Raw genomic sequence first — 21,469 nt, 5'->3', positions numbered from 1 at the left:
GGTTTTTAATGTGAATGAAATGTTGTTGAGATTTAAAGGTTAGTGTTTAAATGTCTAGGTTCGAATCATAAATGAGTCTGATGCTGTATCAACAATGTTTTATTCACTCAGACCAACAGCTTAACAACGTCCTTTTTTCGCCTGACCTGGAGGACAAAAATCACCATCACCATGCGGATGTTGGTGTGGATAATAGCCTTTCGGGTAGATCGTGCGGTCAGGATCAATCACCACACTGCCTTCAGGGGTATGTACGGCACAGGCGCTTAATCCTAGACTGAGTAACAGGGCGCTTAGAAGTGCAAACTTTTTCATGGCTGACTCCTGATTGCTTGATAGTTTTAGTCTTTATATTCTTAGTATAAGTGCTTGTCGAGTAACTGCATGTTATTTGTTGTGTGCTTTATGCTGTATTGGATCATTCAGATGCTTTCATCAATCAAAAATACTTATCAGCAGTTCATAAAATGACGATTGAAAGTCGTTTTTCCCAATGAGAGAGGCTGAAGATGAGAGGCAATAAATGATGGTGTTAAGCGGATTTATGAAAGCAGTCTATTGACGGATTTGAAAATTCTTTAAAGTAGCAACGACTCAGTGGTAGATGTACCGAGTCGTTATAGTTTTAAAAGTTAAAACGGCAGTTGCGCCAGTTTATTCAGGAAGTGAGGCAAGATGCGTGGTTCAATTAAAATAGTCACAATCACACCATAGGCCGCACCCCATAAATGCGCACTGTGATTAATATTGGAATTGCCGCGTTTACCCGACCAAATGCTATACGCTACATACAGTATTGCAAAAATAATGGCAGGCACTGGAATAAAGAACACGAAAATCAACTTCCACGGCTCAAACAAAATATAGGCAAACAACACCGCAGATACAGCACCAGATGCGCCTAAGCTGGCCCAACGATGGTCATTTTTATGCTTTAAATAACTTGGAATAATCGCGGCGATTAAACCACCCAAATAGAATAAAACAAAGCCTAAATCATAGACGTATTGGCGATAAAAACTTTCAATAATGCTGCCAAAGAAAAACAGGGTAATCATATTGAACAGCAAATGCGCACCATCGGCATGCACAAAACCATGGGTAATGAAGCGGTCATATTGACCACGTTGCATAGCAGGCGGCCAAAAAATCAGACGATTCATTAATTCTTGTTTGGAAAACGCCAACATAGACACAATGACCGTAATAATGATAATGGTCACGGTATGATTAAAAGGTAAATCGAGCATAAACGCCTATTCTTTTACTTGAATTCTGCTGTAATAATGCATCAAAACTGAGTTTGAGTCGAACTTTAGGAATAAATCCGACAATTTTGGTTGATTTTTTTTTATTCCCCCGCATCTTCAGTTAAAATAGCCACTTCAGCTTGAGGAAATTATTGTTATGTCGACTGAGAACAGCAGCACAGCAGTTGTAGATGAAATTCCAAACTTATTGATTACGCCAACTGCTCAAGAGTATTTGAAGGATTTATTGGCAAAGCAAAATACACCGGGTATTGGTGTGCGTGTTTTTGTGGAAAATCCTGGTACACCGCGTGCTGAATGTTGCATGGCTTATAGTGCGCCCGATGAAGTTGTACCTACAGACTACAAACAGGAATATCCAGACTTTCCTGCATTTATTGATACGCCGTCTATTCCGTATTTATTGGATGCCGTAATTGACTACAACAAAGACCGTTTTGGTGGTCAATTGACTTTCCGTGCACCGAACTCAAAAGTGCCACGCGTAGGCCCAGATGCTTCGGTAGAAGAACGCATTACTTATGTTTTACAGTCTGAAATTAACCCAGGTTTAGCAGGGCATGGTGGTAACTGTGCTTTGGTTGAAGTGGTTGAAGATGAAGAACACGGCTTAACTGCAGTATTGAAATTTGGTGGCGGTTGCCAAGGATGTTCAGCGATTGATGTGACTTTAAAGCAAGGTGTTGAAACAACCTTGAAACAACACGTACCTGAATTGATGCGTGTGGTGGATCAGACTGACCACAGTCAATCTGAAGGTGCTTATTTTAAATAAGCTCTAAGCCTCGCTTAAAAATAACCTCCTAAATTTTAGGAGGTTATTTTTTATCTGAAATTGTCAACAGACCCTATTCATTCGTTTGTAGATTTAAAATTTGTTGTGTTTTTTCAGAATAATAAAATTTCTCTAAATAATGGCGCGCACGTTGCTTTAAATAGCCTTCAGCGATCATTTTTTGAATGACTGGATTTAACAGTTGTTGTAATTGTTGTTGGACTAGCGCTTCATCAATGTTTAAGTCGTGCAATAACAAGTCAAAAGGGCGCGCCTGATTGCGTACATACCACGCATAAACCCCATCATGCACTTGCTGTTTCAAATAGTCACTTTGGCGTAAATGATCCCAAATTTCATGTCCTAAATTGACAGTTTGGGATAGGTCTTGTACTTCAATATAATTTTTTAAAACGGAAAGTGGCAAGTCTTTAACTGTGTGCCATAAATTGGCTTGGAAGTGATACAGTTTTTCCTCATCAAAATGTTGATTAAGCACCGACTCGCTCATTTGAGTCAGCTTCTGCACATTTTTTTGCAAATAATGCTGAATGGTCTGGTCTAAATTGGTATCGGTAACGCTTTCCAAAACCGATTTACCCATTTTCATAAAACGCGATACGCCAGGCACGCTTTTGGCGATCACCGAATTATCCATATAATCCTGAATGGAATGTTGAATGAGTTGGGTAATCATGGCGGCAAAGGCAGGATTATTCACCACGGCTTTAATCAAACGCTGACGATGTCCACTTTTACTTGCAACATATTGTGCAATTTTGTCGATGGTCAGCACAGGTATCACATCGGCAATTTTACTGCTGTCATTAACAGGGTGTACCAGTGCAAAACGAATATGCTCAGCAATTTGTTCCACTAAAAATGAACTGGCAGGTGTATTTAAAATTTGATGTTGAATCAGTTGATGAATGGCTTCAGATGTCCATAAATCTTGTAAGCTTTGTTTGCGAAACCATTGGTAAAACTGCATAAATTCAGTTTGTACCATTTCACTTTGGTTAAATTCTTGATCTAAAAAATCAAGCTGAGCTTCAATTAGTTGCTCAATGATGGGATGTTTCTGCATGAAGGTTTTATATAATAATTAATTTAGAGGAATCAGTTTATCAGCAAGTGGGTTTTTTAGGTTCTGAGTTTTAGCCAGAAACGGCAAATAATATTGTGCGACTTGTTTTTCAGCTTCCAATAACGGCATGTGTCCAACATTATTAAGAATCACAGGTGTTTCGGCGCGTTTGAGTGAAGATTGTAATTCCTTCGCCACTTCAACATTAATAATGCGATCTTGCTTACCCCATAAAATCAGGGTCGGTGCTTCAATTGATCCTGCTAAACGTGCAAATGAGTCTGGAGTATAAATACGGTTGAGTTTGACAATTTGCTCAATTGCTTTACGGGTTTGTTCTGAGCGAGAAATCAGGACTTCTTCTTGCGCATGTTGAATTTGTGAGGTCATGGCAGGCGGGCTTTGCATGATTTGTTTGGCGACGTCGGCTAAATCGCCATGTTTGCTCACAATTAAGTCATTTAAAGATAATGGATTTTTGGTGTAAGGCGTATTAGCAAGTTTATAAATGCCTGCACTATTGAGTAAAAATAAACTTTGCGTATCAAAAGGATATTGCGAGGCATACACGGTTGCAATTGAGCCGCCTAAAGAATGTCCTGCCACGTGTAAGTTTTCTTCACAGTCAATTGCTTCAATAAATTGACGCAGTTGTGAAGTTACATTCGGAACTGAATTATCAAAATTGCTTGGAGTTTTGGTGTCACCGCTATTGGGTAAATCTGGAATAATCACATGATAATGTGGGGTTAAAAATTGCGCGACACGGTTCCAATTATCACGTGTGCCTGCCAAACCATGAATCAATAAAATTGTGGGTTTGCTGTGCGAGCCACCTTCGTTATAGCTCCAGACGACATCTCCAACACGAATGCTTTTAGAGCTTAGTCCTGCTTGTTTGCGCTGTTGCTGAAAATGATTTTGTAATAGTTTAAGTTCAGTTGCGTTGCTGTTACTGGCGTTATTGTTTTTTGTGAAGGTATATGGATTGGGCGCAGCGCTTTGCACAAGGCAAGATGTACTTAGTCCCAAAGCCAATAAAGTCGTATGTAGATAACGTGATCGAATAAATTTCATCATGAAAACGTCTTCCCCTGACGAACCCAAAACAGGCTCCAATAATGATAGGCACTAGCTCTTAGGTCTAATTGCACAAGTGTATTCTGTCTATTGTAGGCGTTTAAAAATGAAAGTCATCCCTTGCTTTTTTGATCAAAGCTTTGAAATTGGTAGAAAATGTGACCTATCTCAATAAAAAGTGAAAAAATTTATAACAAAAATGAATAAAGAAAAGCGCAGCTGCATATTTTTTTGCAAGTGACATTCATAAAAACTGGCTTTAGAATATCGCAACTTCAAAGATCGGTGGTAAATCAAGAATGCTAACAGCTCAAGAAGCTTTAGAACGTCTTAAACAAGGAAACCAACGTTTTGTTTCTGGTGATACCAGACATCCGAAGCAATTGTCGCACCAACAGCGTGCAGAAATGGCAGAAGACCAAAATCCATTTGCCATTATTTTAGGATGTTCAGATTCACGTGTTCCTGCAGAAATGGTATTTGACCAAGGATTGGGTGATCTTTTTGTAATTCGTGTTGCGGGCAACGTGGTTGCACCATCACAGGTAGGTAGTGTTGAGTTTGCGGCAGAGCGTTATGATTGTGCTGTGGTTGTTGTCTTAGGACACAGTCACTGTGGTGCAATTCAAGCAACAATTGATACTTTAATGTGCCCAGACTGCCCGCCATCGGCAAATTTAATGTCGATTGTGAACCGTGTTCGACCTTCAGTTGAAACTTTAATGCAGACTGAACTAAAAAATGATTTGGCGAAATTGTCTAAGCATGCGGTGCGTTCTAATGTGTTTGCATCGGTAAATCAATTGCGTCATGGTTCAGCGGTTTTAGAAAACCTGATTGAACAAGGTCAGTTGAAAGTGGTTGGTGCGGAATATTCACTGGAAACAGGTGAAGTGGTTTTTTTTGATTTTTAATCTGAACCGCACAGCAATTAGATTTTCCTCAAAGGCGCTTTATAAAGCGCCTTTGATATATGGATAAGCATTATTTAGCAAAATAGGCTGAGCTTTGGCATTTGGATGAATTAAATCTTTTTGCATCAATTGCTTATTGCCCGCAATACCTTCCATAAAAAATGGCAGTAATTTGACTTTATATTGCTGACTCACCACTTTATAGTTATTTTCAAATGCTTTGCTATACGCCGAGCCGTAATTGGGCGGCATTTTCATCCCAAAAATCACCACTTTCGCTTTGGCTTTTTGGCTGTGCAGAATTAAGTTTGCTAAATTTTTTTGAATCATTTGTGGTGGTTGTCCACGCAAGCCATCATTTCCGCCTAACTCAATGACTACAACGTCTGGACGATGGGTCTGCAGCAATTTAGGCAGACGCGCCAAAGCACCACTGGTGGTTTCGCCACTGACACTTGCATTGACCACTTTATGCTGTTTCGGATACTGTTGTTCTAAACGTTTTTGCAATAAGTGAACCCAACCTTGTTGTGGTTGTATGCCGTAACCTGCACTTAAGCTGTCACCTACAATCATAATGGTTTTTGCAGATACCACGAATGGGCTGAAACATAGTCCGAGCAGCAACACACGCGGGAAGACACGACTAGTTAGATTGCGATTTTGCATAATGGGAAACGTATGACTCAAAACACTAAAGAATCTAATATCATGCCACAAACGATTATTTCTGCCCAAAATTTGACACAAAAGATACAACTTGCACAAAAACAATTGACCATTTTTGAGAATTTAAACCTCGATATTCAGGCAGGCGAACAAGTTGCTATTACTGGTCGTTCGGGTTCGGGAAAATCGACCTTATTGGGTATTTTGGCAACTTTAGATCAAGCCAGTAGTGGAAAATTGCTGATTTGTGGTGAGTCGATTGCAGAATTAAATGAAGAACAACGTGCAGAAGTTCGTTTAAAGCATATTGGTTTTGTGTTTCAGTCTTTTCAGTTGTTGCCACATTTAACTGCACTGGAAAATGTGATGTTGCCCCTGCGTTTACAGGAAAAATTTAAATATGCAGAAGCTGAACAAAAAGCCCTCAACTTGCTGAAACGTGTGGGTTTAGGACGACAAGCACAGCAAACGCCGAAAGTGCTTTCGGGAGGTGAGCAACAACGTGTCGCCATTGCACGCGCTTTAATTCGTGAACCTAAAATTATTTTTGCCGATGAACCGACAGGAAATTTGGATGGGGAAACTGCAACTGAAATTGAGCAATTGTTATTTGAATTGAACCGCGAGTTGGGCACAACCTTGGTGTTGGTCACGCACGACCCGAAACTGGCGGCACAATGTCAGCGTCACTATGCCTTAATTGATGGGCAATTGGTTGAGCAATTTGCAGCTAAGCCAACTGCTGCCATAACAGGAGGATGAAATGAACGCATTATTTCATCCGCTGTTAAAGCAGAGTTTTAAAAGCAGTGGTGTATATTTACTGATTATTGCGCTGACTTTAGCGATTAGTGCGACCACGGCCTTAAAGTTTAGCAATGAACAAATTCAAAATGCGGTAGCGTTGCAAGCGGCAGAAATGTTGGCGGGTGATTTAGTCCTGAGTGACAATGAGCCCATTGCGCAAGACTGGCAGGATCAGGCGACTGCACATCAGTTACAACAGTCGCATGTGACTGTATTTAGTTCGATGGCACATACTCAAGCGCAATTTGTGATGGTGAATGTCAAAGCGATTGAGCACAATTTTCCGTTACGTGGTGAATTGAGGGTGAGTCCTGCAGCGGACAAGATTCAATCTGGTGAAATTTGGCTCAGCCAACGTGCCATGGATTTGCTTCACGTTAAACTTGGTGAAACGGTGAATATTGCCGATGCAGCATTTACCGTGACTGCCAAAATTGAACATGATTCTAATCAGGAACTCGGTTTTTCAGGTTTTTCGCCGACAGTAATTATTTCACAGGCCGATGTGGCACGTACCCACGCGATTCAAGTGGGTAGCCGCATAGATTACCGTTTGTTGTTGGCAGGCAGCGCCAAAGATACACAAAATTTTGAGCAGTATTTTAAAACACATACACAACAGCCTGCACAGGCACAGCAAACGGCCAGCCCTGAACAAAACTTTGAAGAACAAAGTAGTTTAAGACTACGCAATGCCAGTGAAGGCAATACTCGCTTAATGCGCCCCATTGCCAATTTAGATACCTTTTTACAGTTAGCGAATATCCTGACCATTTTATTGTGTGGGATTGCGATTGGTTTGACCAGTCAGCGCTATGTGCAACAAAATCAGGATCATATCGCCTTATTACGTTGTATTGGTGCAAGTAAACGACAAATTTTAGCCGCTTATTTGGCTTTGCTTGCTTTGGTCTTAATTATCGCTATGGGCATTGGCAGTATTTTGGGCGTGACGTTGGGCTATGCTTTGTTGCAAATCATGCTGCAACTGATTCCGCACCTGGAAATTCAATTTTCAGCCATGGCAATGTTGCTTGGGCCATTGCCGATTGCCATGCTAACCAGTGCCGTCGTGCTGTTTGGTTTTGTTTTACCAAATTTGCTGCAATTACTGAATACTGCACCAATACGGGTGATTCGTCAGCAAGACAAAAATATGCGTGCATGGTGGTGGATGTTGCTTACAGGGACGCTAAGTCTAATCGTATTTTGTGTGGTCTTGACCGAAAGTTTAGTGCTTAGTACATGGGTGATTGGTGCGATTATTGCGCTGTGCGTATTGCTGTATGGAGTGGTGTGGAGTTTATTAAAATTATTGCGTCATTCTAAAGGCAGACTCGCAGCGTATATTCGTGCGCCTGCTGTCACGGCATTTCAAATTACTGCATTGGCTTTAGGATTAAGTTTAATTACGGTACTTGCAGTGTTGCGTACCGACCTGCTAGATCGTTGGCAGCAGCAATTGCCCGAAGGAACACCCAATCAGTTTGTTTACGGCTTGCCACCGTTTGATATGCCTGAGTTTCAACAACAATTAACGCAGCAGCAGTGGCACAGCACGCCACTTTATCCAAATATACGTGGGCGTTTGGTCGCCAAAAATGATCAACCTTTTGCCGACGCCTTAATTCAGCAAAGCAATACGTTAAGACGCGAACTCAACCTGACACAGTCTGACCGTTATCCTGCCGATAATATCATTGTGAACGGGCAGGCAGATTTCAGTGCTGTCGGACAGGTGTCGGTCGAGGCCAATACTGCCGCAGAACTTGGTATTCAAATTGGTGATCAGCTCAGTTTTAATTTGCCTGAAGGTATCCTACAAGCCAAAGTCATTAATCTGCGCACGGTGGAATGGGAAAGTTTTAGCCCTAACTTTTTCTTTATTTTTTCACCGCACACTATGGATGAAAATGCAGGTAGTTATTTGGGCAGCTTTTATGTACCCGAGGCCGATAAGCCTAAACTGATTCAATTGATTCAGCAGTTTGCCAATACAGTATTTATTGATGTCAGTTTAATTTTGGATGAAATCAAACGTATTGTGAATGTGTTGGTGCAGATCATCACCATTTTAGCCATTTTGGTGAGTGTGTCTGGGCTGTTGGTATTAATCGCGTGTTTAAACTTGCTGATGGATGAGCGCAAACGCGAAGTCGCATTACTGCGTTCTTTTGGTAGTTCTAAACAAAAGCTCAAACGTATGTTGAGTCTGGAAATCGGTTTTATGGGCTTTATGGCGGGAATAGTGGCGTGTTTATTTGCCGAAGTCATTAGTGCTGTTGCCAGTTACCGCATGGATTTAATGCTGCAACCACATTGGGACATCTGGCTGATTTTGCCTGTATTTATGACCGTGCTGTGTGCCTTGATTGGACGTTATCGTTTAAGTTATTTATGCGATATTCCGCCACTGCAAAGTTTAAGGGAGATGAATCAGTCCTGATTCATCTCTAGTTGATGTTGTTTTACTTGTTGTAAAGGTTGATTGTTTAACCCAGACTGCGTTGCATCATGCTAAGCAGTTCTTGCCAAAGGGGTTGAATTGGGGCAAGCAGTTGATGGCAATACCAGTAAAATGCAGCACAACCCAATGGTGCAAGGAGCATCGCAAAACTGTTCACTAAGTTACTGTGTTTGCTGCGTTGTCCAAGGTACCAAATGAGTGTCATGGCTGCGCCCATGAGCATGCCGCCAATATGTGCAGCATTATTAATGCCACTGATCATAAAGCCCATACCTAAGTTCAGTGCCATCACCATCACCAAAGTCTTGCCATCCAACAGAAATTTTTGGCGAGGTAATTGGGGCAATAACGCCAATACCGTCAGTGCAGCTCCAAGTCCCATCACTGCACCCGATGCACCTGCACCCACGCTAGGTAACAGCTTTGGATTAGCGACACCTTGTTCGAGCAGGGTATAGCTGTCTTGAATGCTGACATAGCCACTAAGCAGGCTACCCATCAAACCTGCGCAAACATATAACACTATAAAATAGACACGCCCAAACAACTGTTCACTGACGCTGCCAAAAATATACAAGGCCCACATATTTAACATTAAATGTACTAAACCGAAATGAAAAAACATGCTGCTGAACAGGCGAATGGGTTCCGCCAAAAAGGTTAAAGGTGCATAATCAGCACCCCAGCGTATTGCATCTTGCGGGCTAGGATTGCTAATGTTCATGCCGTTGAGCACTTGCCATGCAAACAAAGCCACGTTTATTGCAATCAGGGCTGCGGTAATCCACCACAGGTGAATTTCAACTTTATTGTTGCGCAGCTTTGGGGGATGTTGGGACATATATTTGAATATTGTGTCGTAGTGATCAATCTAAGCTTAACACGAAAAAATAACGCTTCAGGAGCCATGCACCAAGATGAAAGCTTTTTTTATACGAACTTTGTTAATTCTTGTCAGTGTGGTGCTTTTGGTTCAATTATGGATTTTTAGCAGCTTGGTGTGGTGGCGTACGCAGCCTGTGCAATCGACCATGATGATGCGTTTGGATTATTGGGCTGAACCGAGTAAGCCTATACAACATCAATGGCGCGACTATGACCAACTCAGTGATAATTTAAAGCGAGCTGTGGTGACTGCCGAAGATGGCAAATTTATGCAACATCATGGCTTTGACTGGGAAGGTATTCAAACTGCGCTGGAACGGAACAAAGATGAAGGCAAGGTTGTTGCAGGTGGTTCCACAATTTCTCAGCAGCTCGCCAAGAATTTGTTTTTATACAATAAGCGATCTTTTTTGCGTAAAGGGCAAGAAGTTGTGGCGACATGGATGATGGAACGTATGTGGTCAAAGCAGCGTATTTTAGAGGTCTATCTCAACTCGGTAGAATTTGGCGATAATATTTATGGTGCCGAAGCTGCGGCACAGCATTATTTTGGCAAAAGTGCAAAAAGTTTAAGCCGTGATCAAGCAATTTTCTTGGCTGTGATTTTAACCAATCCAAAATATTTTCAGGAACATCGTAATGCGGGGGCATTAAAAGCCCGTAAACAGATGGTGCAGCGCTATATGCGTTATGCGGAAATTCCCTAAATTGAGCGAAAACAAACTATAAAATGTGAAAATATCCACAAAGCCTAATTTTTTAGGCTTTTTTTATGAAAATGTCACAAAATTGAAGCATACTTGTAGCAGTGCCAAACATTTTAAAAAAGCATAGGTGGGTATGAATACGGCAACAGGCGCGACTCCTGCGCAAACAGAATATACATATAATGATCGCTACATTAACCGCGAACTGTCTATTTTAGATTTCCATTTGCGCGTGCTTGAGCAAGCTGTCGATCCGTTGCATCCTTTGTTGGAACGCATGAACTTCCTGCTGATTTTTTCACGTAACTTGGATGAGTTTTTTGAAATTCGTGTTGCGGGCATGATGGAACAATTGGACTTGGGCAATGAAAGCCGAAGCCCAGATGGTTTAACACCTAAACAAGTGTTAGATCAAATTTCTAAAACAGCACATGCTGCTATTGAACGCCAGTACCGTATTTTAAATCAGGAAATTTTGCCAAAATTACGTGAAGAAGACATTTGTTTCTTACGTCGTGGTGAATTAACCCCTACACAATCGGCATGGGTGAAAAAATATTTCCAAGAGCAAGTTGCCCCTGTATTAACCCCAATTAGCCTAGACCCTGCACATCCATTCCCACGTTTGGTCAATAAAAGCCTGAACTTTATTGTGACTTTGGAAGGGAAAGATGCTTTTGGTCGTCAAATTGATTTGGCGGTTGTTCCTGCTCCTCGTTCATTACCACGTGTAGTGCGTTTACCCGATGAACTTACAGGCGGTAAAGAGCACCACGTCATGCTTTCAGCAATTATTCATGAGCATGTGTCTGACTTATTCCCAGGCATGACTGCGACAGGATGCTATCAATTCCGCGTGACCCGTAATGCAGATTTGGCCTTAAATGAAGATGTTGAAGACTTGGCTAAAGCCCTAAAAGGCGAATTAAACTCACGCCGTTTTGGTCGTGCGGTACGTTTAGAAGTAACGCAAAACTGCCCGAAAGCCATTTATGATTATTTGTTAGATGAGTTTGATCTTGAAGAAGAGCAACTTTATAAAGTAGATGGCCCAGTGAACTTGGCGCGTTTATTGTCTAATTTTAAACGTCCACATTTACGTTATGATTCACATACACCCGCCATTCCAAAGGTGTTAAAAAAGTCTGAAAATATTTTTTCAGCGATGCAAAAGCAAGACATTTTATTACACCATCCGTTTGAATCTTTTGCACCCGTGATTAACTTGCTGCGTGAAGCTGCACGTGATCCACAAGTCTTGGCAATCAAACAAACTTTATATCGTAGTGGCGCAGATTCTGAAATTGTACAAGTGCTTGCAGAGGCTGCACGAAACGGTAAAGAAGTGACTGCGGTGATTGAACTGCGTGCACGTTTTGATGAAGAATCTAACATTGCTGTGGCTAACGTGTTGCAAGAAGCGGGCGCTGTGGTTGTGTACGGTATTGTGGGGTATAAAACCCACGCCAAAATGATTTTGGTGGTGCGCCGTGAAAATAATAAATTGGTGCGTTATGTACATTTAGGCACAGGTAACTACCACGCAGGCAATGCGCGTATTTATACCGACTATGGTTTACTGACCACAGACAAAGAGCTGTGTGAAGATGTGCATCGTATTTTCCAAGAGCTAACAGGCATGGGTAAAATGGCAAAACTGAAAAAGTTGTTGCATGCACCATTTACCCTGCACGCACAGTTGGTGAATTATATTGATGAAGAAATTGCCAATGCTAAAGCAGGTAAGCCCGCACAAATTATTGTGAAAGTGAATGCACTGACTGAAATGCAATTGATCAATAAATTGTACGAGGCGTCTCAGGCGGGTGTGCAAATTGATCTCATCATCCGTTCAATTTGCTGCTTGCGCCCAGGTTTGCCGGGCTTATCGGAAAATATCCGTGTGCGTTCGATTGTCGGACGTTTCCTTGAACATACCCGTGTCTATTATTTCTCTAATAATGGCAATCCACGTATTTATTGTTCAAGTGCTGACTGGATGGATCGTAACTTATTTAACCGCGTTGAAGCGTGTTTCCCAATTGAAGATCCAGCTTTGAAAAAGCGTATTTATGAGCAAGGTTTATTGACCTACATGCAAGACAATCAACAGGCGTGGCTGTTGCAGGGTGATGGAACTTGGGTGCGTGTAAAAGCAGCTGAGGGTGAAGAACCACACAATGCGCAGCGTATCCTGACCGATAGTATTGTTTAGTTTCAAACATTTATAACAGGTAAAAAGAGCGATGCCAGACATCGCTCTTTTTTTGTTTCTAATATTTATTTAAGACTTATATTTTTGATTGATATTTATTGATCAATAATTTAAGAAAAACAGCACATCGCATCATCCGCATTCATAATTTTGCGATAAATACTTTTCACATAACCATGCACCAGTTGTTCTGAAGCATTCAGGTTGGCAGCAACTTGTTGTGAAGGTAAACCTTGTCCTGAAAGCGCCAATATTTCATGTTCAGTTTTAGAGAGTGCCAAAGAATGACCATGTGCGACAATGGATTGTTCGCAGGCTAAGATTTCATTGGCTAAGTTGCCGTCTAGCGGTGAGCCGCCACGTAAAATGGTGCGAATCTGGTTTTGCATGCCTGTTGCAGATTGGTCGCTAAAGACATAGGCTGAAATGCCTAAATGAATAGCTTGTAGCAATTGTTTGGGCATACTGGAAGGCAGCACCGCCACAATTAAGGTATCTTTACGGAAAAGTTTGAGATTTTGGATAAAATCAATTTGAGCTTTTGACCAAGACTGTAAATTGATAAATACCAAATTAGGCAAATGTTGCTGCACCATCAGCACTGCATTTGCGAGCGATGGGCTGCAAAGTAGAACCTCTTTAGGGTAGCCAAAATTTTGTAAAATGTGGCTTAAATTTTGTGATGCTTCTACCTGATCATCAATCAGCAGAACAGGCACAGGTAAAATGAGATCTCTGTGAATCATGACAAATACTCCTGTGCTGTTCTATAAATAATTTTGATAAATAGATTGTGCGTGATATTGCTGTAACTGAATATCCTTAAATATAGTGATTTTTATATAAAAAGGGTAAATATAAGTAATTGTTGCTGAATATGTTTTTTTGAAATGTGTTGAAAATGTGAGTAATGTAACTCGATCCTGTTCTTTCGTTCAGTGGTAAGAGTGAATTGTTGAATTTGTGATGAATCTCACATTTTAAAAACTTGTTCATATTTATAAGTCACTTAAATCATCCTGAACTGCAAAAACAATACACATTTTTGAACGAAAAATAAAAAAGGAGCCAGATTGGCTCCTTAATGAAATGTTGGATCATGTGTCTAAATTTAGACTGCGTTTTGAGTGATTTTCTGTAAAATCTGCAGCAAAACGTCAAATTCACTTTGTAATGGCGTGCTTTTACGCGTCACTAAAGCCAAAGTACGGCTTGGTGCAGCCTCAATACTTTTGATCTGTAAATCTGGATTCGATTTGATCATGGCATTATGAATTGCAATTTCAGGCAATAGGGTAAAGCCTAAATTTGCAGACACCATTTCAACCAAGGTCGGCAAAGAGCTGGCTTTTAAACGATGATCGTTTTTGCGTTCACCAATCGGGCAAGCACTTAAAGTGTGATCACGTAAGCAATGACCTTCTTCAAGCAGCATTAAACGCGATAAATCCAAATCATCTAAAGAATTGGCCTGCGCCGATTTTTGATCGCCCTTGTGATAAACCAAGAACAAATCTTCTTTAGAAATTTCAGCCACTTTCAAACCACGCGTATCGAATGGCAGGGCTAACACCACCATATCTAAATTGCCGTGCTCCAGTTTTTCGACAATTTTTTCACTTTGCGCTTCGTGTAAATGCAATTGAATTTTAGGTAGCTGCTTATGCACTTCATCTAACAGTTGCGCCAAAATAAATGGGGCAATGGTTGGAATCACGCCTAAGTGTAAATCACCTGTGAGAGGCTCACTCATTTCACGGCTTAAACGCATTAAGTCCTGTGCATCTGCTAACAGAACACGGGCGCGTGCTACGACTTGTTCACCCAATGGGGTTAAACGTACATTCTGTCGATCACGTTCTACCAGTACGCCGCCAAGCAGGCGCTCCAGTTCCATGATCCCGCCAGACAAAGTCGACTGAGTTACAAAAGAACGGCGAGCCGCTTCTGTAAAATGTAACGTTTCAGACAGTGTAACGAGGTATGACAGCTGTCTTAAAGATGGTAATGCAGCCATAGTGTCCTAATGATTATGATTTAAAGTGGTGAGCAAACAGTTCGCTAAGATGAGGAATAAAGTGTGGAGGAATATCATGCCCCATTCCTTTGATTAATTCAAACTTAGCGCCCGGAATCGCTTTCGCAACAGCCTTACCATGCCCTGGTGGGAGCAAACGATCTTGCGAACCATGTACCACAAGGGTAGGTTGCTGAATTTGTTTGTCCAGTTGTAGCAACGAGCCTGTACATAATATTGCTAAAAACTGTTGAAGTACACCCGCAGGGTAATAACTTCGCTGATATAATTTGCGTGCAGTTTGCATCGTTTCGAGTTGATTCACATAGCCAGGTGAGCCTATCACCTTAAATAGTTTTAAACTATGATCAACAATGCCATTTTCATCTTGTGATTTTGGTCTTTCTAGCAAGCTGAACAGTTGTTTCGGAAATGGTGGTGGTAAAAAAGGCTGGTTATTACTGGTAAATAATAAGCCTAAATTATTCACGCGATCTGCATATTTGGCTGCCAAAATTTGTGCAATCATGCCGCCCATAGAAGCACCAATCACCTCGGTCTTTTCAATGCCTAAGCGCTCTAATAGCAATGCAGCATCATCCGCCATATCAAATAAGTTATAAGGCGCACCGTGGTTTTGCAGACCTAAGCTAAAACGCCCCATCATTTTATAGGTGTTCAGACGTGGACCTTTGTGGCGAATTTTGGATGATAAACCAATATCGCGGTTGTCATAGCGAATGACACGATAGCCCTGATCAATCAGTGATTTACAAAAGAAATCGGGCCAGTACAACATTTGTGCGCCTAAACCCATAATCAGCAAAATAGGTGGATCTTCAGTTTTGCCGCCCACTTCGACATGCAGCTGAATTCCGTTGCCTAAATCGACTTTGGTTTCGTGCATAAATGCCGTATAGGGCGATGTGGTGAACTGAAGTGCACTATTCATGTTGTGATCCTCATGTCAGGCAAGGGCGAAATCAATCGCCCTTTATTGTTTTTATTTTATTCCGATACAGGCAATAAGTCTGGCACTAATTTGGTCAAACTCAAGCGTTGTTTGGCCGCTGTTGCGCCTAATAGGACAAAGCCACGTAAGGTATCGGTTTGGTCATAGGCTCTGGCAATCATGCCATCGTCAAATTCTTCGGTATGCCAGTTGACATCTACCCCTAGTGGCGCAGGTAAAACGGTCAGTGGTGCAGCAGGTGTTTTCACTGCAACAGGCATGGCAGGGTAGTGTACCTGAGTAGTTTCACCATTTAAGGTTTTGGCTAAGGCACGTGCTTGCTGCATGATTGGCATCACATACGGCAATAAAATACCATTCACTTCCGCACAGTCACCTACTGCATAGATATCAGCTTGGCTGGTTTCAAGTTGCGCATTGGTTAAGACCCCACGACTGGTTTCGATGCCTGCTGTTTTAGCCAAAGCAATGTTTGGTTGTAAACCAATGGCAGACAGTACCACATCGGCAATTAAAGACTGACCACTGGTAATGGTCACTAAATAGTCGTCATTTTTAATTTTCGAAACTTTTTCAACGGTTGTACCCAATACAAAATGGATACCCGTTTCTTCTAGGTTTTGTTTAAAAGCACTGGCTACATAATCCGGCAATAAACGACCTAGTGGTTGTGGTGCAAGGTCAATCACCGTGACTTGGTGTCCTGTTTGCTGCAAGTCATTGGCAAATTCACAACCAATTAAACCTGCACCTAAAATCACCACACGTTTGTCTTGACGTTGTTCAAGCTGTTGGCGAAATGCGGTGTAATCACTTAAATTATTTACCACATGAATGTCATCACTGCCATCGCCCGCAATGGCTAAACGTACAGGATTCGCACCCACTGCCAAAACCAATTTAGAATAAGGTTGTTGGCTGCTTACACCCTCTTTTTCTAATTCAAGTACATGCGCTTCTGCATCAATTGCTTTAACCCAAGTGTGGGTTTCAATACGCATATTGAGTTGGCTTGCCATTTTAGCTGCATCGCCCAATGCAATTTGAGCAGGGGCTTTATTGCCCGCCAATGCGTTAGATAAAGTTGGTTTGGCATAATTGGCAGCATCATCTGCACAAATCATGACTAACTCTTGTTCTGCATTTAGCTTACGAAACTCGCGTGCAACAGTATAACCTGCCATGCCTGAACCAATAATAACGATAGGATGCATAAGGTGTACTCCAAATGAGGGCATAGAAATTGGCGTTAAAAAAAGACCATCGGACATGGTCTTTTCGTGGTCTTAAACTTCAATCATTTCAAAATCAGCTTTTGAAACGCCGCAGTCTGGGCAAGTCCAGTCATCAGGAATATCTTCCCATAATGTACCTGCCACAATACCATCTTGAGGCCAGCCTTCTGCTTCGTCATAAATCCATCCACAAACGATGCATTGATACTTTTTCATTCAATTCTCCATAAACCGATCTTTAAATTTCCAGATCAGCAAAAAACTTATCTACGACTAGTTGTATGATATATCTATTTGATTAAATTTTTACGCAGTTATACGGCTAAAGTAAAGTAAATAAGCGATTTTAATCTGTGCTTTTATAGAATGAATAGCTGCATGGGACATAACCGCGCAGAAAAGACCTCTTTTGATATAGATACGGCATTGTAATGAGAGAATGGCTGCAGGAAAAATCACGTTTTTATGCGTTTAAATGCCATTTAAGACCTTGGTCGTACAGTAAAAGTCTTATATTTTTGCTATTTTATTATGGAATAAATATATATTAATATTTTTAAGTATATTAAAGTTTATAAAAATCAAAACCTTGTAGTGTTTTGATGCGTGATTGATGGCAGTCTTGCCGATTCGATCACTAGCCTTATGTGAAAATAAACGGTAAAATTCAACCATTCTTTAGTCACATTTCTGATCTTCCATGAGCAATTTGTCTACTTTTTTGTGGTCGCATATTCGTACAGTTCCTCATTTTCCAAAACCAGGCGTAGATTTTTATGATTTAACGCCTTTGTTTATGAATAATTTGGATTCATTAACAGATGCTTTAATTGCCAGCATTCCTGCAGAAAAATTAGCTGAAGTTGAAAGCTTTATTGCAGTAGAAGCACGTGGTTTTGTATTGGCGAGCCTTTTGGCACAGCGTACAGGCAAAGGTTTGGTACTTGTGCGTAAAGCAGGTAAATTGCCACCACCAGTTGTGGGTGTGGGTTATAGCTTAGAATACGGTTTAGACCGTTTAGAAATGGCTGCCGATGTGCAAGCGCAAAAAGTCATTATTGTAGATGATGTATTGGCGACAGGTGGCACTTTAAAAGCAGTGAAACAATTGGCTGAAAAATGTAATCATCAAGTTTTAGGTGCAAGCATTTTCCTAGACTTACCAGATTTACACAAAAATTTAGGTTTAGATATTTGGTCCGTATTGGACAATAAATCTAAACCAGAACAAGCAGTGGCTTAATCCTTTTAAGTTATTGTAACTGCTGTAAAAAAGCCTGATCTCCATAGTTGTGATCAGGCTTTTTTAATGGGTGATGTTTAATTGATTATTTTTAATGGATAGCTTTGACTTTATTTGGCAATATAAGCTTGTTCGATTTGCTGAATACAAGAATTAATATTTTCTGGATGCAATAAGCGATGATGCCCAGACTCAAAAGTAGAGGTCTGCATATAGTTTTCTAAAAATGCTTGCACGGCATGCATATCCAAAATTTCATCGCCCAATTCTAAATAAGCCAATTGTGGAATATCGTGCTGCAAGTCATCATCTGAAATTGCAGGATAGTCATTGCGAAACGTGGGAGCTAAACTTGGATTTGCCACCACACACGGAATATGGTGCGACAAAGACATTTTGAGTGCCCAATAGCCGCCTAGACTATGTCCCACCAAAATTTCAGGCTTAATTTTTTGAATGATATTGTGATAAAAATCGGCAACAGTTTGATAATTTAAGTTGCGATAATCGACATTGATACAAAATTTTTGTTTTGCATCTATGGCATGGAATTTAGTCGACTCCCGCGAGGAATCTAATCCATGTAAAAACAAGACTTTTAAAGCACATGTATTCATTGTCAGATTCACAAAGTTAAACATCTTGAGTCAAACTGAGCCTAAAGATAAAGTGGATAGAAAATAAAATATTTAGACTGATACATAAGCAGGTTTAAAAACAGCAAAATACGGTCTTTTTCATCTATTTTCTGAACAATATTGTAGTGCGCTTAGCCTGAGAAAGAAGTTAGCTTTTGGTCTAAGTCTACAAAAAATCACAAAAGCAAGTGGCAATTTAAAAAATAAATTGCTCGAGTCAGAGAAGGCATACGAAATCGTGTCTAAATCTGCTATTCTATTGAACTTCTTTTTTTAGTAATTATTCGAGGCAGAGATGACGCAACATAACGCTCAATCGACTTCTGAACCCACTATTTCCGAAAACGATTTAATTGCGCAGCGTCATGCCAAGTTAAAGCAAATTCAAGAACAAGCGCAGGCGAAGGGAACTAGCCCTTGGCCAAATACGTTTAAGCGTGAAAACTACGCAGAAGATTTGCAGGCACAATTCGCAGAAGTTTCTAAAGAAGAAATTGAAGCAGGCGAAAAAGTGTATGTGTCTGTAGCAGGTCGTGTGATGTTGAACCGCGGTTCATTCATCGTAATTCAAGACATGACAGGTCGTATTCAGTTGTATGTGGCGCGTAAAGAACTTAGTGCTGAAACATTAGAGACGATCAAGAGCCTAGATTTGGGCGATATTATCGCAGTGAAAGGCTATATTGGTCGTTCAGGCAAAGGCGATTTATATGTTCATATTCAACATTTTGAATTGTTGACCAAATCTTTACGTCCATTACCAGACAAATATCATGGTTTAAGCGATACCGAAGCGAAATATCGTAAGCGTTATTTAGACTTAATCGTAAATGAAGACACCCGTAAAACCTTTGAAATTCGTGCCAAAGTGGTTTCGGGTATTCGTGCATTTTTAACTGAACAGCGTTTTATGGAAGTTGAAACGCCAATGATGCATGTGATTCCTGGCGGTGCATCGGCACGTCCATTTGAAACGCATCATAATGCTTTAGATATGCCGTTATTCTTGCGTATTGCGCCTGAATTATATTTAAAGCGTTTAGTGGTTGGCGGTTTTGAACGTGTGTTTGAAATTAACCGTAACTTCCGTAATGAAGGGGTGTCTACACGTCATAACCCTGAATTTACCATGATCGAATTCTACCAAGCTTATGCCGACTATAAAGATTTGATGGCATTGACTGAGCAAATGCTAGAAAAACTGGCTTTGGATATTTTGGGTACTACCGATGTGCCGTATGGCGATGAAGTGTATAGCTTCAAAGGCCCATTCAAGAAAATTTCTATGTTTGATGCCATTCTTGAGCATAATCCACAATTCACGCCAGAAAATGTTAATGACCGTGATTTCTTGGCTAAATTTGTGCAGGAAGAATTGAAAGAACAGGTGAAGCCTGGTTTTGGTTTGGGCAAACTACAAACCATCGTGTTTGAAGAAACCGTAGAAACTCAATTACGTCAGCCGACTTTCATTACAGAATATCCTGCAGAAACGTCGCCTTTGGCACGTCGTAATGACGATAACCCACACATTACTGACCGTTTTGAGTTCTTTATTGGTGGTCGTGAATTGGCGAATGGTTTCTCAGAATTAAATGACCCGATTGACCAAGCTGAGCGTTTCCAAGCACAGGTTGCAGAAAAAGACGCAGGCGATGATGAAGCGATGCATTACGATGCAGACTTTGTTGAAGCTTTGGAATACGGCTTACCACCAACTGCAGGTGAGGGCATCGGGATTGACCGTTTGGTAATGTTGTTTGCCAACGCTGCGAGTATCCGTGATGTGATTTTATTCCCACACATGCGTCATAAAAACTAAGTTTTAGCGCATCGTTGACGACATAAAAAACAACCTGCAGAAATGCAGGTTGTTTTTTTGTTGTAACTTAAAGTTAAACACTTGCCACCAATTTTTTGATCATAGGTCGCTGGCGTTGACTGGCAAGCCATAAATCATGCTGCATTTGTAAATTCAACCAAAACTCTGGTGAGGTTTCTAAGGCTTCACTCAAACGAATCGCCATATCTGCAGAAATTCCAGTATGACCATTCAAAATGCGAGATAGGTTTGCACGTGTCACTCCAAGTGCTTGAGCCACTTCAGTCACAGAAGTTTCACCAATATATTCGCGCAACATTTCGCCCGGATGAGGTGCATTAAACATCATATTCATCTTTGTACTCCTGCGCTAGAAGCTATGTGATAATCCAAATAATCTACAATGTAGACATCACCATCTTCAAATTTAAAAATTACACGCCAATTACCATTTACTGTTAGTGACCATTGATCTTGTAGATTTCCACTCAATTTATGTAAACGCCAATTGGGTGGAGTTCGCAAATCATTCACCGTAGATGCAGCATGTAGTGCTGCAAGTATTAAACGTAATTTTGTAGAATGCGCTGCTTGAATACCTGCTGTTGAACCAGTTTGGAAAAAAGCCTGAAGACCTTTATGTTTAAAACTCTTAATCAAGCCT

Annotated in this window: 22 protein-coding genes; 8 read left to right on the top strand and 14 right to left on the bottom strand. The window is 40.9% G+C overall.

The window, feature by feature from the left end:
- Positions 1-120: 120 nt before the first annotated feature.
- Positions 121-315, bottom strand: coding sequence for a hypothetical protein (locus FTU39_RS01655; protein WP_004972042.1), 195 nt, complete (start codon positions 313-315; stop codon positions 121-123).
- Between the two features lie 317 nt (positions 316-632).
- Complete coding sequence (locus tag FTU39_RS01650; protein ID WP_004972041.1) at positions 633-1,250, bottom strand: rhomboid family intramembrane serine protease; 618 nt, start codon at positions 1,248-1,250, stop codon at positions 633-635.
- Between the two features lie 157 nt (positions 1,251-1,407).
- Between FTU39_RS01650 and nfuA the strand changes: the two genes are divergently transcribed.
- Positions 1,408-2,046, top strand: a complete 639-nt coding sequence (gene nfuA / locus FTU39_RS01645; protein ID WP_096900978.1) for a Fe-S biogenesis protein NfuA — start codon at positions 1,408-1,410, stop codon at positions 2,044-2,046.
- Positions 2,047-2,119: 73 nt separating this feature from the next.
- Here the strand turns inward: nfuA and FTU39_RS01640 are convergent, their stop codons facing one another.
- Entirely contained in the window at positions 2,120-3,133 is a 1,014-nt protein-coding gene (locus FTU39_RS01640; protein WP_179996878.1) for a hypothetical protein, read from the bottom strand.
- A gap of 18 nt (positions 3,134-3,151) precedes the next feature.
- Positions 3,152-4,210: an alpha/beta fold hydrolase gene (locus tag FTU39_RS01635; RefSeq protein WP_373686600.1), complete on the bottom strand. Its 1,059-nt coding sequence runs from the start codon at positions 4,208-4,210 to the stop codon at positions 3,152-3,154.
- Positions 4,211-4,512: 302 nt separating this feature from the next.
- Here FTU39_RS01635 and FTU39_RS01630 point away from each other — a divergent pair, with 302 nt between their 5' ends.
- Positions 4,513-5,127, top strand: coding sequence for a carbonic anhydrase (locus tag FTU39_RS01630; protein WP_004972031.1), 615 nt, complete (start codon positions 4,513-4,515; stop codon positions 5,125-5,127).
- Between the two features lie 39 nt (positions 5,128-5,166).
- Here the strand turns inward: FTU39_RS01630 and FTU39_RS01625 are convergent, their stop codons facing one another.
- Positions 5,167-5,796 (bottom strand): arylesterase, encoded by a 630-nt coding sequence (locus tag FTU39_RS01625; protein ID WP_180051636.1) that lies wholly within the window; start codon positions 5,794-5,796, stop codon positions 5,167-5,169.
- A 12-nt stretch (positions 5,797-5,808) separates the two neighbouring features.
- Here FTU39_RS01625 and FTU39_RS01620 point away from each other — a divergent pair, with 12 nt between their 5' ends.
- Both FTU39_RS01620 and FTU39_RS01615 read left to right on the top strand, forming a co-directional pair.
- Entirely contained in the window at positions 5,809-6,558 is a 750-nt protein-coding gene (locus tag FTU39_RS01620) for an ABC transporter ATP-binding protein (RefSeq protein ID WP_180051635.1), read from the top strand.
- A 1-nt stretch (position 6,559) separates the two neighbouring features.
- Entirely contained in the window at positions 6,560-9,049 is a 2,490-nt protein-coding gene (locus tag FTU39_RS01615; RefSeq protein ID WP_180051634.1) for an ABC transporter permease, read from the top strand.
- 46 nt (positions 9,050-9,095) lie between these two features.
- On the opposite strand, the gene FTU39_RS01610 is transcribed toward FTU39_RS01615, so the two are convergent.
- Complete coding sequence (locus FTU39_RS01610; protein ID WP_180051633.1) at positions 9,096-9,911, bottom strand: rhomboid family intramembrane serine protease; 816 nt, start codon at positions 9,909-9,911, stop codon at positions 9,096-9,098.
- Between the two features lie 76 nt (positions 9,912-9,987).
- Between FTU39_RS01610 and mtgA the strand changes: the two genes are divergently transcribed.
- Both mtgA and ppk1 read left to right on the top strand, forming a co-directional pair.
- Positions 9,988-10,662 (top strand): monofunctional biosynthetic peptidoglycan transglycosylase, encoded by a 675-nt coding sequence (gene mtgA, locus FTU39_RS01605; protein ID WP_180051632.1) that lies wholly within the window; start codon positions 9,988-9,990, stop codon positions 10,660-10,662.
- A 133-nt stretch (positions 10,663-10,795) separates the two neighbouring features.
- Positions 10,796-12,877, top strand: coding sequence for a polyphosphate kinase 1 (gene ppk1 / locus FTU39_RS01600; RefSeq protein WP_179993568.1), 2,082 nt, complete (start codon positions 10,796-10,798; stop codon positions 12,875-12,877).
- A 110-nt stretch (positions 12,878-12,987) separates the two neighbouring features.
- Here the strand turns inward: ppk1 and FTU39_RS01595 are convergent, their stop codons facing one another.
- The 5 genes from FTU39_RS01595 to rubA all read right to left on the bottom strand — a co-directional run bounded on the left by FTU39_RS01595 (position 12,988) and on the right by rubA (position 17,318).
- Positions 12,988-13,623: a LuxR C-terminal-related transcriptional regulator gene (locus FTU39_RS01595; protein WP_004972014.1), complete on the bottom strand. Its 636-nt coding sequence runs from the start codon at positions 13,621-13,623 to the stop codon at positions 12,988-12,990.
- A gap of 365 nt (positions 13,624-13,988) precedes the next feature.
- A complete protein-coding gene (gene oxyR, locus FTU39_RS01590; RefSeq protein WP_096900971.1) occupies positions 13,989-14,894 on the bottom strand; it encodes a LysR family transcriptional regulator OxyR in 906 nt (301 codons plus the stop codon).
- Between the two features lie 13 nt (positions 14,895-14,907).
- Positions 14,908-15,846: an alpha/beta fold hydrolase gene (locus tag FTU39_RS01585; protein ID WP_131261612.1), complete on the bottom strand. Its 939-nt coding sequence runs from the start codon at positions 15,844-15,846 to the stop codon at positions 14,908-14,910.
- Positions 15,847-15,902: 56 nt separating this feature from the next.
- The gene (locus FTU39_RS01580; protein WP_096900969.1) at positions 15,903-17,081 is read right to left on the bottom strand and encodes an FAD-dependent oxidoreductase; all 1,179 of its coding nucleotides are present in this window, start codon (positions 17,079-17,081) and stop codon (positions 15,903-15,905) included.
- 72 nt (positions 17,082-17,153) lie between these two features.
- Positions 17,154-17,318: a rubredoxin RubA gene (gene rubA, locus FTU39_RS01575; protein WP_004972007.1), complete on the bottom strand. Its 165-nt coding sequence runs from the start codon at positions 17,316-17,318 to the stop codon at positions 17,154-17,156.
- A 484-nt stretch (positions 17,319-17,802) separates the two neighbouring features.
- Between rubA and FTU39_RS01570 the strand changes: the two genes are divergently transcribed.
- Positions 17,803-18,345 carry an adenine phosphoribosyltransferase gene (locus FTU39_RS01570; RefSeq protein WP_004972003.1) on the top strand — a complete coding sequence of 181 codons (543 nt, stop codon included), beginning with the start codon at positions 17,803-17,805 and terminating at the stop codon, positions 18,343-18,345.
- Between the two features lie 110 nt (positions 18,346-18,455).
- Here the strand turns inward: FTU39_RS01570 and FTU39_RS01565 are convergent, their stop codons facing one another.
- On the bottom strand, positions 18,456-18,962 hold the full coding sequence (locus FTU39_RS01565; protein WP_180051631.1) for a YqiA/YcfP family alpha/beta fold hydrolase: 507 nt from the start codon (positions 18,960-18,962) through the stop codon (positions 18,456-18,458).
- Positions 18,963-19,278: 316 nt separating this feature from the next.
- Between FTU39_RS01565 and lysS the strand changes: the two genes are divergently transcribed.
- The gene (gene lysS, locus FTU39_RS01560; RefSeq protein WP_096900968.1) at positions 19,279-20,805 is read left to right on the top strand and encodes a lysine--tRNA ligase; all 1,527 of its coding nucleotides are present in this window, start codon (positions 19,279-19,281) and stop codon (positions 20,803-20,805) included.
- Positions 20,806-20,878: 73 nt separating this feature from the next.
- On the opposite strand, the gene FTU39_RS01555 is transcribed toward lysS, so the two are convergent.
- Both FTU39_RS01555 and FTU39_RS01550 read right to left on the bottom strand, forming a co-directional pair.
- Complete coding sequence (locus FTU39_RS01555) at positions 20,879-21,160, bottom strand: HigA family addiction module antitoxin (RefSeq protein ID WP_004971994.1); 282 nt, start codon at positions 21,158-21,160, stop codon at positions 20,879-20,881.
- A complete protein-coding gene (locus FTU39_RS01550; RefSeq protein WP_096900967.1) occupies positions 21,157-21,465 on the bottom strand; it encodes a type II toxin-antitoxin system RelE/ParE family toxin in 309 nt (102 codons plus the stop codon). The genes FTU39_RS01555 and FTU39_RS01550 overlap by 4 nt, the downstream gene beginning before the upstream one ends.
- Positions 21,466-21,469: the final 4 nt, after the last annotated feature.

Origin of the sequence: Acinetobacter sp. YH12099, assembly GCF_013419195.1 — a bacterium.
Classification (GTDB): domain Bacteria; phylum Pseudomonadota; class Gammaproteobacteria; order Pseudomonadales; family Moraxellaceae; genus Acinetobacter; species Acinetobacter towneri.
Note: the sequence above shows the minus strand (reverse complement) of the source record. Positions and strands in the feature narration are given on the sequence as shown.

Bases quoted from the DNA above. Each gene is read 5' to 3' on its own strand.
- FTU39_RS01630 (WP_004972031.1), top strand. From the start codon at position 4,513: ATGCTAACAGCTCAAGAAGCTTTAGAACGTCTTAAACAAGGAAACCAA.
- FTU39_RS01610 (WP_180051633.1), bottom strand. From the start codon at position 9,911: ATGTCCCAACATCCCCCAAAGCTGCGCAACAATAAAGTTGAAATTCAC.
- FTU39_RS01585 (WP_131261612.1), bottom strand. From the start codon at position 15,846: ATGAATAGTGCACTTCAGTTCACCACATCGCCCTATACGGCATTTATG.
- ppk1 (WP_179993568.1), top strand. From the start codon at position 10,796: ATGAATACGGCAACAGGCGCGACTCCTGCGCAAACAGAATATACATAT.
- FTU39_RS01615 (WP_180051634.1), top strand. From the start codon at position 6,560: ATGAACGCATTATTTCATCCGCTGTTAAAGCAGAGTTTTAAAAGCAGT.
- FTU39_RS01640 (WP_179996878.1), bottom strand. From the start codon at position 3,133: ATGCAGAAACATCCCATCATTGAGCAACTAATTGAAGCTCAGCTTGAT.
- mtgA (WP_180051632.1), top strand. From the start codon at position 9,988: ATGAAAGCTTTTTTTATACGAACTTTGTTAATTCTTGTCAGTGTGGTG.
- FTU39_RS01555 (WP_004971994.1), bottom strand. From the start codon at position 21,160: ATGAATATGATGTTTAATGCACCTCATCCGGGCGAAATGTTGCGCGAA.
- FTU39_RS01580 (WP_096900969.1), bottom strand. From the start codon at position 17,081: ATGCATCCTATCGTTATTATTGGTTCAGGCATGGCAGGTTATACTGTT.
- FTU39_RS01635 (WP_373686600.1), bottom strand. From the start codon at position 4,210: ATGAAATTTATTCGATCACGTTATCTACATACGACTTTATTGGCTTTG.
- FTU39_RS01655 (WP_004972042.1), bottom strand. From the start codon at position 315: ATGAAAAAGTTTGCACTTCTAAGCGCCCTGTTACTCAGTCTAGGATTA.
- FTU39_RS01620 (WP_180051635.1), top strand. From the start codon at position 5,809: ATGACTCAAAACACTAAAGAATCTAATATCATGCCACAAACGATTATT.
- FTU39_RS01625 (WP_180051636.1), bottom strand. From the start codon at position 5,796: ATGCAAAATCGCAATCTAACTAGTCGTGTCTTCCCGCGTGTGTTGCTG.
- lysS (WP_096900968.1), top strand. From the start codon at position 19,279: ATGACGCAACATAACGCTCAATCGACTTCTGAACCCACTATTTCCGAA.
- oxyR (WP_096900971.1), bottom strand. From the start codon at position 14,894: ATGGCTGCATTACCATCTTTAAGACAGCTGTCATACCTCGTTACACTG.
- FTU39_RS01595 (WP_004972014.1), bottom strand. From the start codon at position 13,623: ATGATTCACAGAGATCTCATTTTACCTGTGCCTGTTCTGCTGATTGAT.
- FTU39_RS01650 (WP_004972041.1), bottom strand. From the start codon at position 1,250: ATGCTCGATTTACCTTTTAATCATACCGTGACCATTATCATTATTACG.
- FTU39_RS01570 (WP_004972003.1), top strand. From the start codon at position 17,803: ATGAGCAATTTGTCTACTTTTTTGTGGTCGCATATTCGTACAGTTCCT.
- nfuA (WP_096900978.1), top strand. From the start codon at position 1,408: ATGTCGACTGAGAACAGCAGCACAGCAGTTGTAGATGAAATTCCAAAC.
- rubA (WP_004972007.1), bottom strand. From the start codon at position 17,318: ATGAAAAAGTATCAATGCATCGTTTGTGGATGGATTTATGACGAAGCA.
- FTU39_RS01565 (WP_180051631.1), bottom strand. From the start codon at position 18,962: ATGAATACATGTGCTTTAAAAGTCTTGTTTTTACATGGATTAGATTCC.